The sequence below is a fragment of the Shewanella litorisediminis genome (assembly GCF_016834455.1).
Classification (GTDB): Bacteria; Pseudomonadota; Gammaproteobacteria; order Enterobacterales; family Shewanellaceae; genus Shewanella; species Shewanella litorisediminis.
Window position 1 is genome coordinate 3,482,020 of sequence record NZ_CP069213.1, and the last position, 22,053, is coordinate 3,504,072.

Consider the following 22,053-nt stretch of genomic DNA (forward strand, 5'->3'; position numbering starts at 1 on the left):
GAGAAGCAGATCACGCTCAAAAACATGATCTCTGTCTACAAACTTATTTGATACCTCCTAGTGGGTATACCCACAAAAATAGCAAGGTCTAGACTCGAAGCTAATTCAAGGCCCCCGGGTCAGCGTTGCTGTTCCCGGTTGTAGCGAGCAAATGTCATGACACAGGAATATCACGTCACCAGTCTGGTGGTGCATGCCGCCCCCAGCCAGGCCAATGTCATCAGTAAAGCCATTGAAGCCCTGCCCGGCGCCGAGGTTCATGCCACCAGTCCCGAAGGCAAGTTGGTGGTGACCCTGGAAGGGTCCACCCAGCGAGCCATTCTCGACAATGTCGAGGCCATCAACGCCCTTAACGGGGTGCTATCCAGCAGTCTGATCTATCACCAATCAGAGCAAGAACAACAAGTGAGTGAGGAAACACCATGAGCATAAGCCGTCGCGAGTTTCTAAAAGCCAATGCCGCCGTGGCCGCGGCCACGGCAGTGGGTGTCACTCTGCCAGTGAAAGTGGTTGAAGCCGCTGAGCAGAAGGACAACATCAAATGGGACAAGGCCCCCTGCCGTTTCTGCGGCGTGGGCTGTTCGGTGCTGGTTGGCACCCGGGACGGCAAAGTGGTTGCCACCAAGGGTGATCCTGAGAGCCCCGTAAACAAGGGCCTGAACTGTATCAAGGGCTACTTCCTGTCGAAAATCATGTACGGCAAGGACCGTCTGGACACGCCACTTTTGCGCATGAAAGACGGCAAGTACGACAAGAACGGCGAATTCACCCCGGTGAGCTGGGATGTGGCGCTGGACACCATGGCCGACAAGTGGAAGGCCAGCCTCAAGGCCAAGGGCCCCACCTCTGTGGGTATGTTTGGCTCAGGCCAGTGGACCATCTGGGAAGGCTACGCCGCCGCCAAGCTGCACAAGGCCGGTTTCCTCACCAACAACATCGACCCCAACGCCCGTCACTGCATGGCCTCGGCCGTGGGCGCCTTTATGCGTACCTTCGGTATCGACGAGCCCATGGGCTGCTATGACGACCTCGAAGCCGCCGATCACTTTGTGCTCTGGGGCGCCAACATGGCCGAGATGCACCCCATCCTCTGGGCGCGCCTCTCTGACCGTCGCCTGAGCAATCCCAACGGCAAGGTGCACGTACTCTCGACCTTCGAGAATCGCTCCTTCGATCTGGCCGATAACCCCATGGTGTTCCGTCCACAAACGGACATGATTATCCTGAACTTTATCGCCAACTACATCATCCAGAACAAGGCCGTAAACAAGGACTTCGTCAGCAAGCACACCAACTTCGCCCTGGGTGTGACCGACATCGGTTATGGCCTGCGCCCTGACCATCCGCTGGAGATGAAGGCCAAGAACCCCGGCAATGGCAAGTCCACGCCAATTTCCTTCGACGAATATGCCAAGTTTGTCAGCACTTATACCCTGGAATACGCCAGCGAGATGAGTGGCGTGCCCGCCGAGCGTCTGGTTGAGCTGGCCAAGGCCTATGCCGACCCAAGCGTCAAGGTAATGAGCCTGTGGACCATGGGTGTGAACCAACACGTGCGTGGTGTGTGGACCAACAACATGATCTACAACATCCACCTGCTGACCGGCAAAATCGCCACCCCCGGCAACAGCCCCTTCTCCCTCACCGGCCAGCCATCGGCCTGTGGTACCGCCCGTGAAGTGGGTACCTTTGCCCACCGTCTGCCCGCCGACATGGTAGTGGCAAACGACAAGCACCGCGCCATTACCGAGAAACTCTGGCAATTGCCGGAAGGCACCATTCCGCCCAAGCCCGGCTTCCATGCCGTGCTGCAAAGCCGGATGCTCAAAGACGGCAAGCTGAACTGCTACTGGACCATGTGTACCAACAATATGCAGGCTGGCCCCAACATCAACGATGAAATCTATCCGGGCTTCCGTAACCCCGAAAACTTCATCGTGGTATCAGACCCTTACCCAACGGTCACCGCCATGGCCGCCGACCTGATTCTGCCCACCGCCATGTGGGTGGAAAAAGAAGGTGCCTACGGTAACGCCGAGCGCCGTACCCACATGTGGCACCAGCAGGTGAAGGCCCCAGAGGGTGCCAAGTCTGACCTGTGGCAGCTGATGGAATTCGCCAAGCGCTTCACCATTGACGAAGTCTGGCCCGCCGAGCTGATTGCCAAGAAGCCTGAGTACGCTGGTAAGACTCTGTATCAGGTGCTGTTTGCCAACGGCGTTATCGACAAGTTCCCAACCTCCGACTGCAAGGGCGAGCTGAACGATGAATCCGAGCACTTCGGCTTCTACGTGCAGAAGGGCATCTTCGAAGAGTACGCCGCCTTCGGTCGCGGCAAGGCCCACGATCTGGCCGCCTTCGATGACTACCACCCAACCCGCGGTCTGCGCTGGCCTGTGGTGGACGGCAAGGAAACCCTGCGCCGCTTCGTTGAGGGTTCTGACCCCTACGTGAAGGCCGGTGAAGGCTTTAAGTTCTACGGCAAGCCAGACGGCAAAGCGGTGATTTTCGCCCTGCCTTACGAGCCTGCTGCCGAAGAGCCGAACGACGAATACGATCTGTGGATGAGCACTGGCCGGGTACTGGAACACTGGCACACCGCCTCCATGACCGCCCGGGTACCTGAGCTGTACCGCGCCTACCCTGACGCGCAGATCTTTATGCACCCTGAGGATGCCAAGGCCCGTGGCCTGAACCGTGGCGACGAGGTGATTGTGGCCTCCCCAAGGGGTGAAGTGAAAACCCGTGTCGAAACCAAGGGCCGCAACAAGCCACCCCGTGGCGTGGTGTTTATGCCCTTCTTCGATGCCCGTCAGTTGGTGAACAAGCTGCTGCTGGACGCGACCGATCCTCTGTCAAAAGAGACAGACTTCAAGAAGTGTCCGGTGAAGGTAATGAAGGCCTGATAGGGCCGGAATACGCCAACACGGCACGGGTAGGAGCGCATTATCATGGCCAGACAAGAGAGTAAGACCCAGGGCATAAACCGGCGCCAGTTTCTGGCGACGACGGCCCGGCTGTCCTGCGCGGTTGCTCTGGCCGGGGGCGGCATTGCCGCAGTCGCCAGCTCGCAGCAACTCGGTCCCCAGGCCATCAGGCCGCCGGGGGCCCTGGCCGAACAGGATTTTCTGTCGGCCTGCGTGCGCTGTGGTCTGTGTGTTGAGGCCTGCCCCTACGATACCCTGAAGCTCGCCCGCTGGTTTGAAGAGGCGCCCACCGGCACACCCTGGTTCGAGGCCCGCAAGGTGCCCTGTGAGATGTGTGATGATATTCCCTGCATCAAGGCCTGCCCCAGCGGCGCCCTTGAGCAGGAACTCACAGACATCGACCAGGCGAAAATGGGCATAGCGGTACTGATTGATGAGAAAAACTGCCTGAATTTCAAGGGGCTCAGATGCGATGTCTGTTACCGGGTTTGCCCGCTGATTGACAACGCCATCACCCTTGAGCGCTCCCGCAACGAGCGAAGCGGCCACCACGCCATGTTTATTCCTGTCGTTAACCCGGATACCTGTACCGGTTGCGGCAAGTGTGAACATGCCTGCGTGCTGGACGAGGCAGCCATCAAGGTATTGCCACCCCATATCGCCATGGGCAAAACCGCCGATCACGACACCTATATCGACACCGAAAACACAACCCTGGACATGCTGAATAAGGGGTTTGAACTATGAGCACAGCCAAGGTAGAAAAGGCTCGCTTTGCCGATGACGCCATCCGCGAGCTCGGTTGGTGGAAGGCGCACCGCTTTTTGCTGCTGCGCCGCGCCTCCCAGCTCGGCTTGCTGGCGCTGTTTGCCATCGGCCCCCTGTGGGGACTGTGGCTGCTCAAGGGCAACCTATCATCCAGTTTGCTGCTCGATACCATCCCCATGGCCGATCCGCTGGTCACACTGCAGCTGCTTACCTCTGGCCATGTGCCCGAGGCCAGCCTGCTGATTGGCGCGGCCATTATCGGCCTGTTTTATGCGCTGATGGGAGGACGGGTATTTTGCAGTTGGGTGTGCCCGGTGAACATGGTGACGGACCTGGCGGCATACCTTCGCAGACGCTTTGCCCTGCCAAGAACCCCTGAGCTGCCACGCCAGCTGCGCTACTTTATGTTGGCGCTGGTGCTGCTGTTGCCTGTGCTCACAGGCGTGGCCGCCTGGGAGTGGCTGAACCCCGTGCCAGTGCTGTACCGCGCGGTGCTTTTTGGTGCAGGGGCCGGACTTGGGCTGCTTGTGGCCATCTTCCTTGCCGATCTCTTAATCGTCGAGCGGATGTGGTGCTCACACCTGTGCCCCAGCGGCGCCCTGTTTGCCCTCTTGGGTAAGCTGAGCCCGGTGAAGATGACCGCGGTGAATGCCAAAGACTGCAACAACTGCATGGACTGCTTTGTCGTCTGCCCCGAGCGTCAGGTGCTCAAACCCGCCCTCAAGGGCCAGAGCCCCATCATCACAGACAGCGACTGCACCCAGTGCGGCCGCTGCATCGATGTGTGTGCCAAACGCGTATTCCAGTACAAGAACCGATTTACATTCCAGGATAATCCTTTACAGAAAAGCCCCCGAATTGCCAAGAAGGCGGAGAACGAACAATGAAAAAAGTACTCACCTTAGCTGCGCTGTTTGTCGCCATCGCCGGTTGCAGCGGCCAGAACGCCCCGGTGAACAATGAGCCGGTCAATGTCCAATCGCTGGCGGGAAGCACCCAGATCACTGAGGTGCGCCCTGCCGATGCGCTGCCCACCTACCCAAAACGTGGCACCGCTATCGAGCGTAACTACATTGAGCAGCCACCGCTGATTCCCCACAAGGACGACTACGCCATTACCCTGAATAAAAATGGTTGTATGAACTGTCACAGTTGGGACAAGGCCGAGCGGATGAAGGCCACCCCGGTGGCCAAGTCACACACTGTGGACGCCAAGGGCACCCTCAATGGTCAGAACTATTTCTGTACCCAGTGCCACGTGGCCCAGGCCGACAACAAGACTGAGTTGGTGGAAAACACCTTCAGCACCAAATAAGTCTGTTGCCATGAATGCAAAGCCCCGCAATCGCGGGGCTTTTTTCTTGCTGCCATCCCTATGACCTGGATGCATGCCAACGGGTTATCAGACATCCTGCTGCCAGAGGCTCTGGCGCGCGGCCGCTGCCAGAGCCCGATAGATGATGGTGGTGTGTTTGGCCTTGATATTCCAGTGCTGCCAGTAAAGCGCCACGTCCATCCCCAGGCCCGGACAAAGGTCAATCAGGGTGCCCGTCGCAATCAGCTTATCTGCCTGCAAATGCCCCACCAGCCCGTAGCCCAAATGCTGCACTATGGCGTCCAAAAAGCCTTCCGATGAAGGCACTGTATGCTGATAAAACCCCTTGGTGGGCAGGGCAAAGTGTTTTGATAAAAAGCGCTCGTGCAGCCTGTCCTTGGTGGAGAAAATCACCGCCGGCGCCAGACTCAGCGCCGATGCGGTCAGCCCCTCGGCAAAGAAGCGATCCACAAACTCCGGGGTCGCCACACAGCGATAATGCATCACCCCCAAAAACTCGCTGGAGCAGCCCGCCATGGGCTCGGCCGTGGTGGTCACGCAGCCCACCGCATCACCGTTTTTCAAAAGGTTATGGGTGTAGGACTCGTCATCCACAATCAGCTTCATCAGCCAGCCGTAGCGAACAAAGAGTGGGCTTAACGCCGGTAGAAACCAGGTGGCCAGGCTGTCGGCATTCACGGCAATGGCAATCTGGGTGGGTGTGCCCGGGTCTTCAGTATTGAGTTCGCTGCCAAGTTCACTCTCAAGCAGTGCCACCTGTCGGTAATGACGCAGGAGCCGCTTGCCTGCAGGCGTTGCCGTCACCGGCACCGAGCGAATGAGCAGCGACTGACCTATGCGCTCTTCGAGCTGGCGAATACGCTGTGACACGGCCGATTGGGTGATACAAAGCACCTTTGACGCACGCTCGAAACCACCGGCCTCCACCACCGCCGCCAGCGCTTTTAAATGGGTATAATCGAGCATTTGCATCCCTCATAAACCGGGTTGTTAACAGCGCAGAAACATCATAAGAGATACTAATATCCCATAAAAAACATTAGTTATCTTAATTATTTTATTCCCGTTATGCTCCGCTCAAGTTGTTGTACCCGCCGGAGCTATCCCCATGGAAACTGCATTTTTGCAAGGCATCATGATAGGTGCCAGTCTCATCATCGCCGTTGGCGCCCAGAATGCCTTTGTTCTCAAGCAGGGGATTATGCGCGCCCACAGCCTGCCCATTGCCCTGACCTGCTCACTGATTGATGCACTGATGATAGCCGCTGGGGTGGCAGGGCTTGGCTCGCTTATCCTGGCGTTCCCGGCCCTGAAGCACGGGGCAACTTTCGGCGGCGCCGCCTTCCTGCTGTGGTATGGCACCAACGCCCTGAAGGCATCCTTCAACGACAAGGAGATGGACTTGTCCAAAGCCACAGGCGCGGGCAGCCTCAAGGCAGCGCTGATGACCACTCTCGCCATCAGCTTTCTGAACCCGCATCTTTATTTGGATACCGTGGTACTGCTTGGGTCAATCAGCACCCAATTCAGTGGTGAAGCCCGGCAGTGGTTTGGCGCAGGCGCCATTCTGGCCTCTTTCCTGTGGTTCTTTACCTTAAGCTTTGGTGCAAGGCTGATGGCGCCGATGTTTGCCAAGCCAGCCGCCTGGCGCTATCTGGATCGCTTTATTTTTGTCACCATGTACGCTATCGCCATCGCATTGCTTTGGCCCTATGCCACAGCGCTGCTGGCCTGAGCACAGGGACAGGCTGACGCATCGGCGCCTTTCACCGGGAACCGATGCGTCGATTTGTTAGTGCCCGGGTTCCCTGTATCAAAGCGGCGTATAAATTTCACCGTGAGCATCGGGGTACATCCTGTACTGCCTGATGCAGAATGCTCCCCGGGCAGCCTTGCCGCCCGATAAATTCTTCTGGACACAGCGGTTAACTGCCTCCTGACTGTCTTGGCGACGTCACCCCCCTTCACTATTCGGCCTCGTGGCAAAATCCTCTGTTTTATCTCCTGCGTTTTCCCCTCTCAGCATTAAATTGCCAAGTTTTTTTCAAAATTGAGACCTATCTCTAAAGTGGTATTAACAAATGCTGCGCAGTTCAAAAACTGTTCACTCCAATCATCCTACTATCCCGATTGAGGCAAAATGCGCTCAATAAAAATAAAAGTACCCAGCAGTTGTGCGATGTGAATAACGGCGTTAGAGCCAGAGCCTCTCAGCTCTGGCTGGAGCGAACGCCAAGCGTGGCCAGCCTCTGGGGCAACAAGGAGATTACGATGAGAAAATTCACCTCCAGAAAGCTGGCATATCTGATAGCCGTGGTCCTGACCGGGGCTTTGGCAGGTTGCGGTGATGATGGGAAAGATGGCGCCGACGGTGCACCCGGAGCCCCTGGTACACCCGGTACGCCCGGAGAATCCTGGACACCACCGGTAGCAACAAGCGCCTTGGAAACCAATGTTAAAGTTATTAACTATACATTTGGTGAAGGCACTATCAGTTACGAGTTTGAGGTCACCAACGAAAATGGTGAGCTTGTTAACGGCCTGAAGAAAGCCGAAGGTAAAGTCGCGGCTCTGACTGACAAAGGATTTATCAATAACCGCACCGAAAGCCCAATCAACGGAGTGGAAGATAATGTTCACATCGGTGGTTACGGTGGGGTCAACATGGAGTCTTCCAGAACTCCTGACACCGAAGGGGCAACGCTTACTCAAATAAGCGATGGTAAGTATTCATTCGTTTTACCTTTGAAAGGCGTTAATGCCGGAACCGAAGGTATTGTTTGGCTGCGTGTCGGTGGCCATAGCGAATCGGGAATTGCCAGCTCAAATGAAATCGTGGTCAACAAGCCGGAAGGCGCCTTCTCCACCACCACTGAAGCCTGTTTCTCCTGCCACGTGGATTACTCCACCAGCCCTAATCGCCACTCAAGTTATGTGGCAGAGGGCATGAACGGCGAAGTCACCTTTGTCGAGGGTTGTATGGTCTGTCACGGTTCGGTGAGCCGTACGGTCGTGAATGAACAAGGCTTCTCTGTTGGGGGCTATGCATCCAATACTCTGTCCAAGATTGGTCACATCAATCACCAGGAGTTTGAAACCGGCTTTAGCGTGATGAACTGTAGCTCTTGCCACAGTGAGCCAACTATCAACGTCAACGTCACCGGCCCTGGCTGTATCGACTGCCATGACACAGGCGGCATCCCTGGAGATATCCTGCCCGGCAATGGCGCAGATCTGCGCAAACTGCACGAAGGCAAGACTGCCATCACCTCCAACAAAGCGATTAACGACAGCTACAAGGTCACAGGTACTGCACCAGCCTGGTTCCCTGATTCAGGTATTGCGGGTCAATGGTGTACTACTCTGTCGCTGTTTAAGATAGATGCTGCTACCGGCGCCGAAACCCTGGTAGACCTCCATGAGCTGTTTGATGATACCCAGACAGTCCATAATCCTGCCAAGCCAATTAACTATGTGGGTTCCTACCTGCACGGCGTTTATAACGACAGCGTCGTTGGCCGTATCACCGAAGCCTATGATTACAGCTACGACGCCGAAGGTCGCAAGACCATGTGTTATGCGCAATCTGCCGGTCACGGCAACCCACACGTTGTCGGCACAACGCCTGATCTGTCAGCTTGGACTGGTGCAGGCTTGATGGCATCGCTGCGTGTCAGCTTCACCGCCAAAGACTACACAGGCGCCGAATCTGATGTGGTGACTATCCATGGTTACACCGATGTGGCATCTCAAGTCGATGGCGCTGTGACAGCTTACGAGCGTCGTCACAATGTCGACAGCGAGTCTTGCTCCACCTGTCACAACAGCGAAGCCAACTTCCACAAGAATGGTAACTTCGCCGAAGGTGGTCTGGGCTGTGTGGCCTGTCACAACAACGGTCAGGACCGTCGTGCCGGTAATTCAGGCCCAGGCTTCGGCCCCATGGTTCACAGCATGCACTGGGGTGTGGGCAGCAAGAGCGTAGATGCGGAAGGCAAGGAAGTGTCCAACGCAGCCAGCGTCATTGCACCAGAAACCAGCTGTGTGGCCTGTCACGCCGATGGCGCCATGGACCTGAACGACATCCCCAACCAGTTCATCAAGGCCCGTGCCTATGGTGTCAGCAACAAGATGGCCAGCCCTGTTACGGCCAACTGCTATGCGTGCCACACCAAGGATTCGGCCCTGAGCCACATGAAGTCCATGGGCGGTACCATCTCTGATGACGTGCCTGCCGGTTGGTATACCCTGTCTACCCAGGAATCCTGTGCCGTTTGCCACAACCCAGGCAATAGCGCAGGCATTGAAAAGTATCACAAGTTTACTCGCTGATACCGGGAGCCACGCCAGAGCGATGTCAGGGTGATACCTCAGTCGCTCTGGTCAGGCAGGCAAATAAACCGATAGAGCAATATCCAAAGCGCCTCCTTAATGGAGGCGTTTTTTATGGTGATTTCCCAGCTGGCAACCTCTGCAGCTGCCGCCTTTTCCGCAGCCCTTATTCCGCAGCCCTTAGTCCCAACCTTGCCTGCGCGCAGCGGAGTATCACAGTGAGACTATACTCTCTGAAACCCCAAGAATTGGCGTATCCACAGCGCCAACACCCTTACATGCACTCGAAAGCAAGCCGTTTGAAACACCTGCACTGAAATGGGCGATGCCATGGCAGGCATGGCCCCGGCAAGACCTGAGTTTCGGAGAATCCAAAATGGACAGAAAGTTTATTATCAGCGCCCTTTGCTATGCCATCCTCGGCATGTGCCTTGGCATCTATATGGCCAAATCAGGCGATCACGGCCACAGGGTGACCCACGCCCACATCATGCTGGCGGGTTTTGTGGTGTCCTTCATCTATGGTCTGTGCCATAAACTCTGGCTGCCGGGAGCAGCGGGAGCTCTGGTACAGGGGCAATTCTGGCTGCATCAACTGGGGGTGCTGCTGATGTCGGCTGGATTGTTTCTGCTCTATGGTCAGCACATTGAGGTGGCAACCATAGACCCTGTGCTTGCCATCTCGTCGTTTATGCTCCTGCTGGCGATGGTGCTGATGCTGGTGCTGTTTTTAAAGACCCCCAAACAGACGGGCTAGCGGCTCCGTCCGGTCATCCTATGACGTATCAGGTCAAGGCCGTATCAGGGGGTTCCCAGGGTCACGCTTGAGCCTGCGCCCAGCCCCAGACGCCATACACGGCCAAAGTGTTTGTAATGCCCCGCCGCCATTCCGGCCTCAGGCCCCATACCATGGTAGAGGTCAAGGTGGCCACCATCCACGGCGCCCCCTGTGTCCAGCGCGATCAGCAACCTGAGCTCATGCCTGCCGGTCCAGTTGCCGGCATCATCAAGCAAAGGCACCTCAGCCAGCAGGGGCGTGCCCATGGGCAGCAGCTGTTTATCGGCAGCCACAGCCGCCATGGGCAACAGCGGAATGCCCGCACTGCCCAGCACATCGTGGTTGGGCCGCGCCTGGAAAAACACAAAGGATGCGTTGTGGGCAAGCAGTTGCTTCACTTCATCCTCGGAGTGGCTGTCTGCCCAGGCTTTGATGGCCCGCAGCGACATCTGTTCTTTTGGCACTTCACCCTGCTCAATCAACACCTTACCTATGCTCCGGTAGGCATGACCATTTTTGCCGCCATAGCCAAGGTATTGCAGCTCATCGTTATCGCCGTAATGGACAAAGCCGGAGCCCTGCACCTCCATCAAAAAGCTGTCTATCAATGAGTCGCTGTAGGCCAGCTCCAATCCCTGCCCCGCCAACGCGCCCTGCAAAATGGCCTCGCGGGTTGGGCAAGGCGTGTTGTGCTTCACGCAGTCGGGCACGCCATAGAGCGGGTATTGAAAGCGGCTGTCGGGGCTGTGACGCACCTCCAGCACAGGTGAAAAGTAGCCGGTAAAGAGTACGTGTCCCTGGCGGTCGGCACCACCAAACTGGGCCGCTTCAATGCCAAAATTCCCCAGAGAAAGCGGATCGCCACTACTCTCGAGCCACTGAGACAACTGCTGATAAAGAGGGGCATAGCGGGACGCAAGCCGTGGGGAGCGCTCGAGCACCAGGCTGCTTTGGTCGGCAAAACTGGTAAAGTTACGGTTAGCATCGGATTGCACAGCCGCAACCCAATTGAGCGGTGCCTGAAGTTCACCATCCAGATAACGCTTGCCAAGCTCCCTGTCCGGCTGGCTTGTACAGGCACTGATAACGGCGGCAAGCAATACACAACTCAGAGATTTAAACGGGGCTGATTTCACCTTTGGCTCCAAACCGGTAAATATTGCGGCACGATGCCAAAAATCCCGGATAAAGGCAAAGCCATTCATCATATGGCGGCAGTTTCGGCTTGACTGGCTCTGGTCAAATTTTTACCATACGCGGCCAGTTTTTCAGAGGTGCGTATGGCGCAAATCACTGACCAAATTTCACTTGCCGTTGCCGCCCTTAACCGGGGTGAGCTGGTGGCAATGCCCACAGAGACTGTGTATGGCCTGGCCGCCGATGCGGGCAACGAGGATGCTGTCGCCAAAGTCTTTGCCTTGAAAGGTCGTCCGGCGACCAATCCGCTGATTGTTCATGTGGCAGATAGCCACTGGATTCGGGACTGGGCCGCCGAGGTGGGTGCCAGTGCCGAGGCGCTGATGGCCGCCTTTTGGCCGGGTCCGCTGACCCTGGTTCTGCCCGCAAAAGCCGAGGTATCCCGCGCCGTCACCGCCGGGCAGGATACGGTCGCCTTAAGAATGCCAGCGCATCCACAGGCGCTGGCACTGCTTAAGGATTTTGGCCGCGCTCTTGTCGCGCCCTCGGCCAACAAGTACATGTCCATCAGTCCCACCAGCAGCAACCATGTGGCGCGCCAGTTTGCCGATGATGAACTGCTGATTCTGGAAGGTGGCAACTGCGAGGTGGGGCTCGAATCCACCATAGTGGCGCTGCTTCCCGGTGATGAACCCAGATTGCTGCGCCCGGGTATGGTGTCGGTGGCCAGCATCGAGGCCGTACTTGGCCGCCCGCTTGCCCAGCAAAGCGGTGGCGTGGTTGCGCCCGGGCAGCACCACAAACATTACTCCCCCGGCTTGCCCTGCTACCGATATGGGGCAGCATCCGATGTCAGCCATCTGCATCGGGAAACTGATATTGGCTGGATTTTCTGCGGCAATGCCACGCCGGTAGCTGGCAAAGCCATAGAGCTTGGTGCAGACCCGGACAGCTATGCCCAGGGGCTGTACGATGCCTTGTATCAGCTCGACCACGGGACACTCAGTGCCATTTACATTGCCGAGCCGCCACACAGCGGCGACTGGCAAGCGGTGCAAAATCGTCTTGAGCGCGCCGCCAAGCCGCTCTGAAAAACAACGGTAAAAATCACCTGTAAAAAAAGGGGCCCTGCGGCCCCTTTTCTGTGTTCACAACAGTCGACTTAAGCGCCAATGGATGGCTATTTGGGCAATTCGAGGGCACCGAAGCGACCTGTCTGATAATCGTGGATAGCCTGACGTATTTCGGCCTCTGTGTTCATCACGAAGGGGCCCATGTGCACGATTGCCTCGCCGATGGGTTCACCGGCAAAGAGCAGCATGCCGGCGCCTTCCTCTGCCGCCATCAGCTCAAGCTCGCCGGGCTGCAGCACCAGATATTCGCCGCTGAAGAGGGACTTGCCATCTTCTGTGCGCAGCGCCCCCTGATACAGATACAGGCCAACAAAGCCGCGCTCGCTCATATCCAGACGGGCACTGCCGCCCGGCGTTAATGACAAATCTGCCACAGCGCCGTTGGCCGCGAGCCCCTGAATCAAGCCGTCTATCGTCTCGCCCTCAAAGGACCAGCGTCCTGCCAAAGGATAAAAGTCGGCGCCCTTATCCGATGGGTATCTTTGCTGCGCCAGCGCTGTGCTGTCGAGGTAGCGCGCCGGACGCATCTTGTCTTTGGCCGGCATATTGAGCCAAATTTGAAAGCCATGCAGACCATCGCTCGCATCAGCCAGTGGCATTTCCGAGTGGATAACCCCTGAGCCCGTGCTCATCCACTGCACGTCACCGGCGCGAATGGCGCGCACGTTGCCCATGTGGTCGCGGTGCTCAAATCCGCCTTTACGGATATAGGTAAAAGTTTCTATGCCGCGATGGGGATGGGGAGGAAAACCGCCGATAAAATCACTTTTATCGTCAGAGCGTATTTCATCCACCATCAGAAAGGGATCGAGCTGCAGCTGGTTAAAATCGGCCACCCGGCGAATGTTAACGCCATCTCCATCCATGGCTGGGCGGGAAAAAAAACGTGTTTTGATCTTCATGGCGAGTTCTCCAATGCAATGATGACAGCATAGCGCCCGCCAATACGAAAGAATATCGCAAAGATGTGGCTGAATACCTCGACAAAATCGAACGGTTAGTCGGGTTTAAACACCCCAATCACGGCGCCTGATGCCTTTTGGGCCACTTTTTCCTCGGCCTGTTGCTCGCGATAATCGCACTCGACACATTCCACGGTTTCAACGCCATGATCTTTGAACAGCACTATGCTGTCGCTTGCACCACACTTGGGGCACTTGGCACCGGCCACAAATCGTTTTCTTGAAATACTCATACAGGAACATCCAACAAAAGAATGCCGTTATTGTGCCACAGCTTACGCAGGCAACCCTAATCCCGGCTCCGCGCTGGATGCCGGGCCTGAACTTGGTTATTATTCTGCCCTTTGTATCTGTATGTGGACCATCGATGATCACCCTGTCCCAGGCCCAGCTTATCCGCGGCAGTAAAGTACTGCTGGATGAGGCCAATCTCACCATTTATCCCGGTCACAAGGTCGGCCTTGTCGGCGCCAATGGCACCGGCAAATCCTCTTTGCTGGCATTGATTATGGGCAAACTCAGCCTGGACAAGGGCGACATTCAGGTGCCCCGGGAGTGGCGTATTGCCTCGGTGGCCCAGGAAACCCCGGCACTGGAAGTCTCGGCACTGGAATATGTGCTCGATGGCGACGTGGAGTTTCGCGAGCTCGAAGCGGGACTGCGAAAAGCCGAGGCCGACAACGATGGCCATGCCATTGCCGATCTGCACGGCAAACTCGACGCCATCGGCGGCTACAGCATACGTGCCCGCGCCGGTGCCCTGCTGGCGGGCTTGGGCTTCAGCGAAGAAAAGCAGTCCGTGAGCGTGAAAAGCTTTTCCGGTGGCTGGCGTATGCGCCTTAACTTGGCTCAGGCCCTGCTTTGCCGCTCTGAATTGTTGCTGCTTGACGAACCCACCAACCACCTGGATCTGGACACCATGTTCTGGCTCGAGGATTGGATCAAGAGCTACCCAGGCACCCTGGTGCTCATCAGCCACGACCGCGACTTCATCGACGCCATCGTGGACGAAATTGTCCACGTGGAAAACCAAAAGCTCAACTTCTACAAGGGCAACTACAGCACCTTTGAACGCACCCGCGCCGAGCGTATGGCTCAGCAGCAGGTGGCCTTTGAGCGCCAGCAGCGTGAACGCGCCCACATGCAGTCCTTCGTTGACCGCTTCCGCTACAAGGCCAGCAAGGCCAAGCAGGCCCAGAGCCGCCTGAAGGCGCTGGAGAAGATGACAGAGCTCTTGCCCGCCAAGGCCGACAGCAAGTTTTATATGGAGTTTCGTGAGCCCGCGAGCCTGCCAAACCCGCTGGTGGCCATGGAAAACGTGTCTGTGGGTTATGGCGACACGCCCATCCTTGGCAAGGTGCACTTAAACCTGGTGCCCGGTGCCCGCATAGGTCTTTTGGGCCGCAACGGCGCAGGTAAATCGACCCTGATCAAACTGCTGGCGAGCGAGCTTAAACCGCTCACCGGCAAGTACGAACCCAACCCCGGTCTCACCATTGGCTACTTTGCCCAGCATCAGCTGGAGTATTTGCACATGGACGACAGCCCGCTGATGCACCTGCAACGACTGGCGCCGAGCCACCGTGAACAGGAGCTGCGGGATTTTCTCGGTGGTTTTGGCTTTAATGGCGACATGGCGCTCTCGCCGGTGGCGCCCTTCTCCGGCGGCGAAAAAGCCCGACTGGTGCTGGCGCTTTTGGTATGGCAGCGCCCCAACCTGTTGCTGCTCGACGAACCTACCAACCACCTGGATCTGGAAATGCGCCACGCCCTGACGCTGGCACTGCAAACCTTTGAAGGCGCCATGGTGATAGTGTCACACGACAGGCACCTGCTCAGACTCACCTGTAACGACTACTATCTGGTGGATGCCGGTCAGGTCAGCAGCTTTGACGGCGACCTTGAGGATTACCATCAGTGGCTGCTGGACGCAGCAAAAGCCGCTGCCGCCAGGGTAAGCGATAACGACCCAGAGCGCCCGGCTCAGGACAAGAAGCAGCAAAAGCGACTGGAAGCCGAACTGCGCCAAAAGCTCTCGCCACTGAGAAAGCAGCAAACCAAACTCGAAGATGAGCAGCATAAGCTGGCCAGCCGTCTGGCGGTAATTGAAGAGCGCCTGGCCGATACCAGCCTCTACGAGGCACAAAACAAGGCCGAGCTGACAAAAATTCTCGCCGAGCGCACGACGCTTGGTCAGCAGCAGGAAGAAAGCGAGATGGCGTGGCTGGAGCTTCAGGAGCAAATCGATGCCATCGAACAGGCGGCCCAGCTCTGACTCAGCCCAAATAAGCCAGCCCTAATGGAACAAGGAGTCTTTAATTGATCTCTGAGGAAGTATTCACCCGCGAACTCTGGCAAGCCTGTGAGACCCATTACAGCCAGCACGAAGCGCTTTGCCTGTCGCTGCAGGATGATTGCCAAATCAATGTCAATCTGTTGCTGCTGGCGAGCGAGCTCGACAGGCGCGGCATTGGCCTTGATCAGAGCCAGTGGCAACTGCTGATTATCGAAGTGGCCGCCTGGGATGAACGCCTGATAGGTCCCTATCGCCGTCTGCGGCAACTGGCCAAAAGCAGCCTGAGCGAAGAAGAATACCGGCAGATGCTGGACGTGGAGCTGATGATGGAACGCAAGGTGCAAAATCTGCTGCTCCATCGCCTGAACCAGTTGCCCACCAGCCAGGGCGAAACAAACAACCTGAAGCTTTTACTGGCGGAGTTCGGGCTGGATATTGAGGTTGCCGCCGCACTCATCCATCAGGGTTGAGCAAGCAAGGAATACCTCCCAAAACAACGCATAAGACAGACATAAAAAAAGCGCCCTGAGGCGCTTTTTTTATGGAACAACCCATCCACAATACCCTGACTAACTCAAGTATTCGGCATTTACCGCCGTCAGCGCTTACAGCAACGCAGCGGGAGAGATTGTTTCTGATGCCGTCTCCGGCGCTGCATCTGCGACAGGGTCGGTATCAGGTGCGGTTTCGGGCACCTTGCTCCCCGGCGCCAAACGTCCGCCCAGGGCGGTGGCATTTTTGGCCACCATGCCATAAATCGACAGCTGCGGATTGGCCCCCAGACTGGTGGGAAACACCGAGCCATCCATCACCGACAGATTTTCCAGATAATGGCTTTGGCCGAGACTGTCGACCATGGCTTTATTCTTATCTTCACCCATGGGGCAACCGCCCATCACGTGGGCCGAGGCCACCACGGTTTTAAGGGGCGCCAGCGACATATCGGCAATGGCGGCCCTTGCCTCCTGCCAGGAATTCAAATAGCCCACACCTTCACTGATGGGCAACACCCTGCGGGCCCCGGCGGCAAATTGCAGCTCGGCCATGCTGGCAAAGGCGGCTCTGGCCGCGCGCCAGAACGGCTCCGTCAGTGGATAGTCGAGCTTAAAACCCCTGCCATCCAGACTCACGTTGCCGCCCTGGCTCTGGGGGTGAAAACCGTCACGCACCAGGGCTATTACCACCTGAAGCTGATTGAAGTTCGCCATCAGTTCCGCGTGGCTCTTTCCGAATCCCAGGGTTTTGGAGGCGATGAGAACAGGATGAATGGGCGGCACTTCAAGCTTGTAACCCAGTTCCCCGGCTGCGCCGTCACGCCAGACAAACTGGTCCGAATAAATCGACTGGGGCGCGCCGCTGTGGCCATTGATAGCTTCATCAAAGACCGCGCCCGATAGCACGGTTGGGTGTAAAAAGGTGCGTTTGCCCAGAAGCTGCATGGGGTCGGCAAGCCCGGAGCGCATCATCAGTACCGGAGTGTGAATAGCGCCACCGGCAAGAATATAGTGCCGCGCCTTGAGCATGAGTTTTTCGGGCCTCGGGGCCAGATTCTGATCCCGCGCCTGCACCCAGATCCCATAGACCTTGTCACCATGGTGTTCTATGGCGGTGGCTTCAAAACGGCTCAGCAGGGTGGCACCGGCCGACAGCGCCGCGGGAATGGTGGTGACCAGCATGGATTGCTTGGCATTAACAGGGCACCCCATGCCGCAATAGCCGGTGTTCCAGCAGCCCAGCACATTGCGCTTGATAACGGTGTAATCCCATCCCAGTTGCTCACAGCCACGGCGCAACATGCCATTGTTTCTGTTGGGCTCGAATGCCCACTGACTGATGTGGAGCCTGGACTCCATCTGTTCAAACCAGGGCTCCAGCTCCTTGGCGGACAAGCCCTTAACGTTAAACTCCGATTGCCAGTACGCCAATGTCTCGGGTGGAGTGCGGATGGACGTAGTCCAGTTTACCGTGGTTGAGCCACCCACGGCGCGGCCCTGAAAGATACCAATGGCCTTGTCGGCGGTTTTAAGGGCCGCTGCCTGCTGGTACAGGTTGGGGTAGGCGGTGCGCTCTTCCATATCGAAATCGCGGGAGGAGCGCAGCGGGCCTTTTTCAACCATGACCACCGACAGCCCTGCCTGGGTCAGGATGTCGGCAGCCACACCGCCACCGGCACCCGTGCCGATGATCACCACGTCCGCTTCGAGGGTTTCTGGTTTATCACCGCCCTGATAATCGCTGCCGTCCAGATGTTTCCAGCCCGACGCCAGCCCTTCATAAATAGGATCAACAATAGCCATCAGGGTTCCTTAAGACTTGATGCCCGGCAGTTCAGGCTTGGCGTAATTGAGCAAGCTCCAGTGCTCGGGGCAGCTGTAAAAGCTGGCCATTACCAGCTCCCTTAGCCCAAGATAGGCCTGATTAAACAGGGCAAGCCCACTCTCACGCCAGCTCTCCAGTTGATTGGCAAGCTCGGCAGGGCTTCTGAGCAGCAGCGGTGTCATATTGCCGGTCAGCAGCAGTAAGCCCAAACGGTTTTCAAGCAGATTCAGTAATTGCTCCAACTCGTCCCGCTGGGATGCCGGCAGCACAGAAATTGTGGCCTCTATGGCATCCAAAGTGCGGTTGACTGCGGCGTCACGGGGCACGGACATCTCAGGCAAGGCGCCATCCAACAGCACAGGCAGCAGCAGGCTGAACAGAATTCGGTGAGGCTTGTCACCATCGACCTCCAGGTCCAGTTGGGGCTGGTAAAGGCTTACGCCCAAGGCGAGTGCCGCTGTGCCCCCAAGAGCCGTCAGCAAAAATTTGCGTCTATTCATTGGTTTTGCCCCAAATTGAGGTCGGATATTCAGCCCAGATACAGACATCGACTGAGCTGCCAGTTATGGCAAGAGAAAGAGGCAACAGCAAGAGGTTTCTGCCCGGACCTGCTCGTGGTTATAATGGCTCAAATTAAACATACGTTTTATTTCAGGGCAACCCTTTCCAGCCAATGACTTCCCAATTCACGCCTCCCTGGTGGGCCAAGAGCCCCCACATACAAACCATACTGCCGGTGCTGACCAAGCGCCCCACACCAGTGCTGCGTCGTGAACGTCTGGAATTGGAGGACGGTGATTTTCTCGATTTGGACTGGCTGGGCCAGCCTGAAGAGGGCAAACCGGTTGTCATGGCCATTCACGGCCTGGAAGGCAGTGCCCGCTCCCACTATGCCAGCAGATTACTGCACGCCTGTGAAGCCCGGGGGCTTGCCGCCGTAGTGCACCACCATCGCAGCTGCTCTGGTGAATCCAATCGTTTGCCGCGATCGTATCACAGTGGCGATACCCAGGACGTGGCCCACAGCATAAGACACATCCGCCGCCGCTATCCAAACAGTCCTGTTCTGGCCGTGGGTTACAGTCTGGGCGGCAATGTACTTGGCAAGTTCCTCGGGGAGCAACAAAGTGACAGTCCCATCGCCCGGGCCGTAGTGGTGTCGGCACCACTGCGCCTTGCAGCCTGCGCCAAACGTCTGGAAAAAGGCTTTTCCCGGGTGTATCAGTCATACCTTATCCGTCAGCTGCAGGCCAAGCTTGCCTTTAAAGTCACGGATGCCCGCCTGGGGCCTGCTATGCCGGTCCACGCCCATGAAGTGGCACAACTCTCGACCTTTTATGATTTCGATGACAAGGTCACTGCGCCACTGCACGGCTTCAGCGATGTGCACGACTACTACGACAGAGCCAGTGGGCTGCCATTTTTACGCAGTATTACAACACCAACCCTGGTGCTCCATGCCGCTGACGACCCCTTTATGACCGATGCCGTCATCCCCCGCGCCGACGAACTTTCCAGCGCCGTGGAGTACGAGCTTAACCGCTACGGTGGCCATGTGGGCTTTATCGACGGCGGCAGCCCATGGCGGCCACAGTTTTACCTCGAGCGGCGCATCCTGGATTTTTTGCTGGCCGTACCTTCACCCAAATAAGGACAGCCCATGCTTATTCCCTACGACGCCTTAATTCAACTGCCGGCCGATACACTGAAAAACCTTATCCGCGAATACCTGCTGACCCAGGTAGAAGATGGCGGATTTGACAGTCTCGGTGAAACCCACCTGGAAGACGCCATTGCCCGCTGCAAAGATATGCTCAAACGAGGTGAGCTGGTAGTGGAATATTCCGAAGACAATGACAGTGTCGGCATTCGTCATAAAAGCAGCCTGCCGTCACAGCAATCCCAAGACTGACAGCCGACTATTGACCCGGAGCAGTCCGAGCCCGTATAACTAACGGGCCCGCGTTTTTATCAAAATTTTTTAACATTTCAGGAAGTGCCATGTCTGCCAAGTATCCCATCATTGCTGTTACCGGTTCATCCGGCGCCGGGACCACGACGACAACCACGGCGTTTAACCATATCTTCCGCCAACTTGATATTAATGCGGCCTATGTGGAAGGCGACAGTTTCCACCGCTATACCCGGGCGGAGATGGAAGTGATGATACGTAAGGCCAAGGCCGAGAATCGTGACATCAGCTATTTTGGCCCCGAAGCCAATGATTTTGGTCGCCTGGAAAAGTGTTTTGCCGATTACAGTGCCACCGGCCAGGGGGAGACCCGCAGTTACCTGCACACCTTCGATGAAGCCGTGCCCTACAACCAAATGCCCGGCACCTTTACCCAGTGGCGCCCACTGCCCGCCGACACCGACATGCTGTTTTATGAAGGCCTGCACGGCGGCGTGGTGACCAATGAGCACAATGTGGCCGAGCACGTGGATCTGCTGATTGGCATGGTGCCCATAGTCAACCTGGAATGGATCCAAAAAATCATCCGCGACACCTCGGAGCGAGGCCACAGCCGCGAAAAGGTGATGAACTCCATCGTGCGTTCCATGGACGATTACATCAACCATATGACGCCGCAATTCTCCCGCACCCACATCAACTTTCAGCGGGTGCCCACGGTCGATACGTCCAACCCCTTTTCGGCCAAAGCCATTCCCAGTCTCGACGAAAGCTTTGTGGTGATCCGTTTTCGCGGCATTAACAACGTGGATTTCCCTTACTATCTGTCGATGCTGCAGGGCAGCTTTATGTCACGGATGAACACCATGGTGGTTCCCGGTGGCAAGATGTCGCTGGCCATGGAACTAATCCTGACGCCGCTGATTAAGGCCCTGAAGGAAAAACGTGAAGCGCTGCATAACGGGGATAACTGTTAACCGTCAGCATGAACGTAAAAATTTTACTTTTAACCGTCGCTTCAGCTTCTATTAATTGACACCCACTATGCTGTGTCTCGTCGGAATTTCAGGCGAAATAACGATAGTTGACATACTCTTGGGAGTGGATTCCCCCATCTTGATCTGTTCACTCCCTTGAGTATGTCAGCGCTCCCAACCTACCTTTTTCCGTTGCTCACTCTTTTTTTTACGTGTCTGGCACCTTGCCCTGACCCAATAAAAAACCCGGACTTTGCCGGGCTTTCTTTTATTCTCTGACTGCATCAGGGCTGAAGTGGGATAACTTCGCGATAGGGTTTGCCCTGCTGATAATGTTGCAGTCGCTGATGGAACTCCTCTGCCTTGATGTCGGCCTGCTTTTTCAGCTCCAATGCCGAGATGGCTTTTTCCTGGGCTGCGATGGCTTTGTTGAAGTCACCCTGCTCTGCGTAGGCAGCCGCTAAGTTATCCAGATTGGTTGGGTCATTGGCGTCATTTTCCAGCAGCTTCAGCGCCAGGCTCACAGCCTTGTTGCCATCACGGTATCGGGCCTCGGGACAGGTCGCCAATATCCAGGCCACGTTGCCAAGCGACACCTCGTCACCCACCAGCTGAAATTGCTCGACTGCACGGCCGCAGTTGCGCTCAACGCCGTCGCCGCCGGCTGCATAAATAAAACCGAGTCGGAAGTTGGCCCAACGCTCGCCTCTGAGGCTCATCTGCAAATACCAACGCTCGGCCTCGGCGAGGTTACGCTCTACCAACTGGCCTTCAAAACGTAAGTCGGCCAGGGTTTGCTGCGCCTTGGTGTGTCCCTGATTAGCCGCACGTCCAATCCATTCCAGTCCAAGCTCGGGAGACTTATCCACATAACGGCCAGAGACATACATGAGCCCCAGCAAAAACTGTGCATCAGCATCATCCTGAACGGCGCGCATCTCAATGTGCAACAACTTACCTGCAGCCTGGTCGCTATCGGGCCTGGGCAATGAAAAAGCCTGAGCCGCCCCCGTATTCAACAACAGCACCATGGCCGCAGTCACAACTTGCCAGTACTTCACAACTTGGCTCCTTATGCAATTTCCCATGAGTTAGCCAGAAAACCCCCGTTATGTCGAGTATCAAAAAGTACCGCGAAACGGGAGAACCAGGCTCAAGGTATGAGCGTTGACGTCT

Annotated in this window: 21 protein-coding genes; 14 read left to right on the forward strand and 7 right to left on the reverse strand. The window is 56.6% G+C overall.

Going from position 1 to position 22,053, the window contains the following annotated elements; translation table 11 throughout:
* Positions 1–156: 156 nt before the first annotated feature.
* From JQC75_RS15320 to JQC75_RS15340, 5 genes are read left to right on the forward strand one after another with little or no spacing between them, the layout of a single operon-like run.
* Complete coding sequence (locus JQC75_RS15320; protein WP_203324899.1) at positions 157–426, forward strand: chaperone NapD; 270 nt, start codon at positions 157–159, stop codon at positions 424–426.
* Positions 423–2,906 carry a nitrate reductase catalytic subunit NapA gene (napA, locus tag JQC75_RS15325; RefSeq protein WP_203324900.1) on the forward strand — a complete coding sequence of 828 codons (2,484 nt, stop codon included), beginning with the start codon at positions 423–425 and terminating at the stop codon, positions 2,904–2,906. Before JQC75_RS15320 ends, napA begins: the two co-directional genes overlap by 4 nt.
* 45 nt (positions 2,907–2,951) lie before the next feature.
* A complete protein-coding gene (gene napG, locus JQC75_RS15330) occupies positions 2,952–3,674 on the forward strand; it encodes a ferredoxin-type protein NapG (protein WP_203324901.1) in 723 nt (240 codons plus the stop codon).
* Positions 3,671–4,582: a quinol dehydrogenase ferredoxin subunit NapH gene (napH, locus tag JQC75_RS15335; protein WP_203324902.1), complete on the forward strand. Its 912-nt coding sequence runs from the start codon at positions 3,671–3,673 to the stop codon at positions 4,580–4,582. Before napG ends, napH begins: the two co-directional genes overlap by 4 nt.
* Positions 4,579–5,010 carry a nitrate reductase cytochrome c-type subunit gene (locus tag JQC75_RS15340; protein WP_203324903.1) on the forward strand — a complete coding sequence of 144 codons (432 nt, stop codon included), beginning with the start codon at positions 4,579–4,581 and terminating at the stop codon, positions 5,008–5,010. Before napH ends, JQC75_RS15340 begins: the two co-directional genes overlap by 4 nt.
* A gap of 87 nt (positions 5,011–5,097) precedes the next feature.
* Here JQC75_RS15340 and JQC75_RS15345 read toward each other — a convergent pair whose 3' ends face one another.
* A complete protein-coding gene (locus JQC75_RS15345; RefSeq protein WP_203324904.1) occupies positions 5,098–5,997 on the reverse strand; it encodes a LysR family transcriptional regulator ArgP in 900 nt (299 codons plus the stop codon).
* A gap of 142 nt (positions 5,998–6,139) precedes the next feature.
* On the opposite strand from JQC75_RS15345, the gene JQC75_RS15350 reads away from it, so the two are divergent.
* From JQC75_RS15350 to JQC75_RS15360, 3 genes are all read left to right on the forward strand, one after another.
* Positions 6,140–6,766 (forward strand): LysE/ArgO family amino acid transporter, encoded by a 627-nt coding sequence (locus tag JQC75_RS15350; RefSeq protein ID WP_203324905.1) that lies wholly within the window; start codon positions 6,140–6,142, stop codon positions 6,764–6,766.
* A gap of 536 nt (positions 6,767–7,302) precedes the next feature.
* Positions 7,303–9,363: a multiheme c-type cytochrome gene (locus JQC75_RS15355; protein ID WP_203324906.1), complete on the forward strand. Its 2,061-nt coding sequence runs from the start codon at positions 7,303–7,305 to the stop codon at positions 9,361–9,363.
* A gap of 376 nt (positions 9,364–9,739) precedes the next feature.
* The gene (locus tag JQC75_RS15360; RefSeq protein ID WP_203324907.1) at positions 9,740–10,120 is read left to right on the forward strand and encodes a TonB-dependent receptor; all 381 of its coding nucleotides are present in this window, start codon (positions 9,740–9,742) and stop codon (positions 10,118–10,120) included.
* 44 nt (positions 10,121–10,164) lie between these two features.
* On the opposite strand, the gene mltA is transcribed toward JQC75_RS15360, so the two are convergent.
* A complete protein-coding gene (gene mltA / locus JQC75_RS15365; protein WP_203324908.1) occupies positions 10,165–11,277 on the reverse strand; it encodes a murein transglycosylase A in 1,113 nt (370 codons plus the stop codon).
* 144 nt (positions 11,278–11,421) lie between these two features.
* Between mltA and JQC75_RS15370 the strand changes: the two genes are divergently transcribed.
* Positions 11,422–12,369, forward strand: coding sequence for an L-threonylcarbamoyladenylate synthase (locus tag JQC75_RS15370; protein WP_203324909.1), 948 nt, complete (start codon positions 11,422–11,424; stop codon positions 12,367–12,369).
* A gap of 89 nt (positions 12,370–12,458) precedes the next feature.
* Here JQC75_RS15370 and JQC75_RS15375 read toward each other — a convergent pair whose 3' ends face one another.
* The gene (locus JQC75_RS15375) at positions 12,459–13,313 is read right to left on the reverse strand and encodes a pirin family protein (RefSeq protein WP_203324910.1); all 855 of its coding nucleotides are present in this window, start codon (positions 13,311–13,313) and stop codon (positions 12,459–12,461) included.
* A gap of 95 nt (positions 13,314–13,408) precedes the next feature.
* Positions 13,409–13,606 (reverse strand): YheV family putative zinc ribbon protein, encoded by a 198-nt coding sequence (locus JQC75_RS15380; protein ID WP_011761102.1) that lies wholly within the window; start codon positions 13,604–13,606, stop codon positions 13,409–13,411.
* A 134-nt stretch (positions 13,607–13,740) separates the two neighbouring features.
* Between JQC75_RS15380 and JQC75_RS15385 the strand changes: the two genes are divergently transcribed.
* Together JQC75_RS15385 and JQC75_RS15390 are read left to right on the forward strand one after the other, a co-directional pair.
* Positions 13,741–15,648, forward strand: coding sequence for an ABC transporter ATP-binding protein (locus JQC75_RS15385; protein WP_203324911.1), 1,908 nt, complete (start codon positions 13,741–13,743; stop codon positions 15,646–15,648).
* Positions 15,649–15,692: 44 nt separating this feature from the next.
* Positions 15,693–16,139: a TIGR02444 family protein gene (locus JQC75_RS15390; RefSeq protein ID WP_203324912.1), complete on the forward strand. Its 447-nt coding sequence runs from the start codon at positions 15,693–15,695 to the stop codon at positions 16,137–16,139.
* Positions 16,140–16,274: 135 nt separating this feature from the next.
* Here JQC75_RS15390 and JQC75_RS15395 read toward each other — a convergent pair whose 3' ends face one another.
* Together JQC75_RS15395 and JQC75_RS15400 are read right to left on the reverse strand one after the other, a co-directional pair.
* Positions 16,275–17,966 carry a GMC family oxidoreductase gene (locus tag JQC75_RS15395; RefSeq protein ID WP_203324913.1) on the reverse strand — a complete coding sequence of 564 codons (1,692 nt, stop codon included), beginning with the start codon at positions 17,964–17,966 and terminating at the stop codon, positions 16,275–16,277.
* Between the two features lie 9 nt (positions 17,967–17,975).
* Positions 17,976–18,488 carry a TAT leader-containing periplasmic protein gene (locus JQC75_RS15400; protein ID WP_203324914.1) on the reverse strand — a complete coding sequence of 171 codons (513 nt, stop codon included), beginning with the start codon at positions 18,486–18,488 and terminating at the stop codon, positions 17,976–17,978.
* Between the two features lie 173 nt (positions 18,489–18,661).
* Here JQC75_RS15400 and JQC75_RS15405 point away from each other — a divergent pair, with 173 nt between their 5' ends.
* From JQC75_RS15405 to JQC75_RS15415, 3 genes are all read left to right on the forward strand, one after another.
* The gene (locus JQC75_RS15405) at positions 18,662–19,639 is read left to right on the forward strand and encodes a hydrolase (RefSeq protein WP_203324915.1); all 978 of its coding nucleotides are present in this window, start codon (positions 18,662–18,664) and stop codon (positions 19,637–19,639) included.
* A 9-nt stretch (positions 19,640–19,648) separates the two neighbouring features.
* Positions 19,649–19,900 (forward strand): YheU family protein, encoded by a 252-nt coding sequence (locus tag JQC75_RS15410; RefSeq protein ID WP_203324916.1) that lies wholly within the window; start codon positions 19,649–19,651, stop codon positions 19,898–19,900.
* 89 nt (positions 19,901–19,989) lie between these two features.
* Entirely contained in the window at positions 19,990–20,877 is an 888-nt protein-coding gene (locus JQC75_RS15415) for a phosphoribulokinase (RefSeq protein WP_203324917.1), read from the forward strand.
* 284 nt (positions 20,878–21,161) lie between these two features.
* Here the strand turns inward: JQC75_RS15415 and JQC75_RS15420 are convergent, their stop codons facing one another.
* Positions 21,162–21,938 (reverse strand): tetratricopeptide repeat protein, encoded by a 777-nt coding sequence (locus tag JQC75_RS15420; RefSeq protein ID WP_203324918.1) that lies wholly within the window; start codon positions 21,936–21,938, stop codon positions 21,162–21,164.
* Positions 21,939–22,053: the final 115 nt, after the last annotated feature.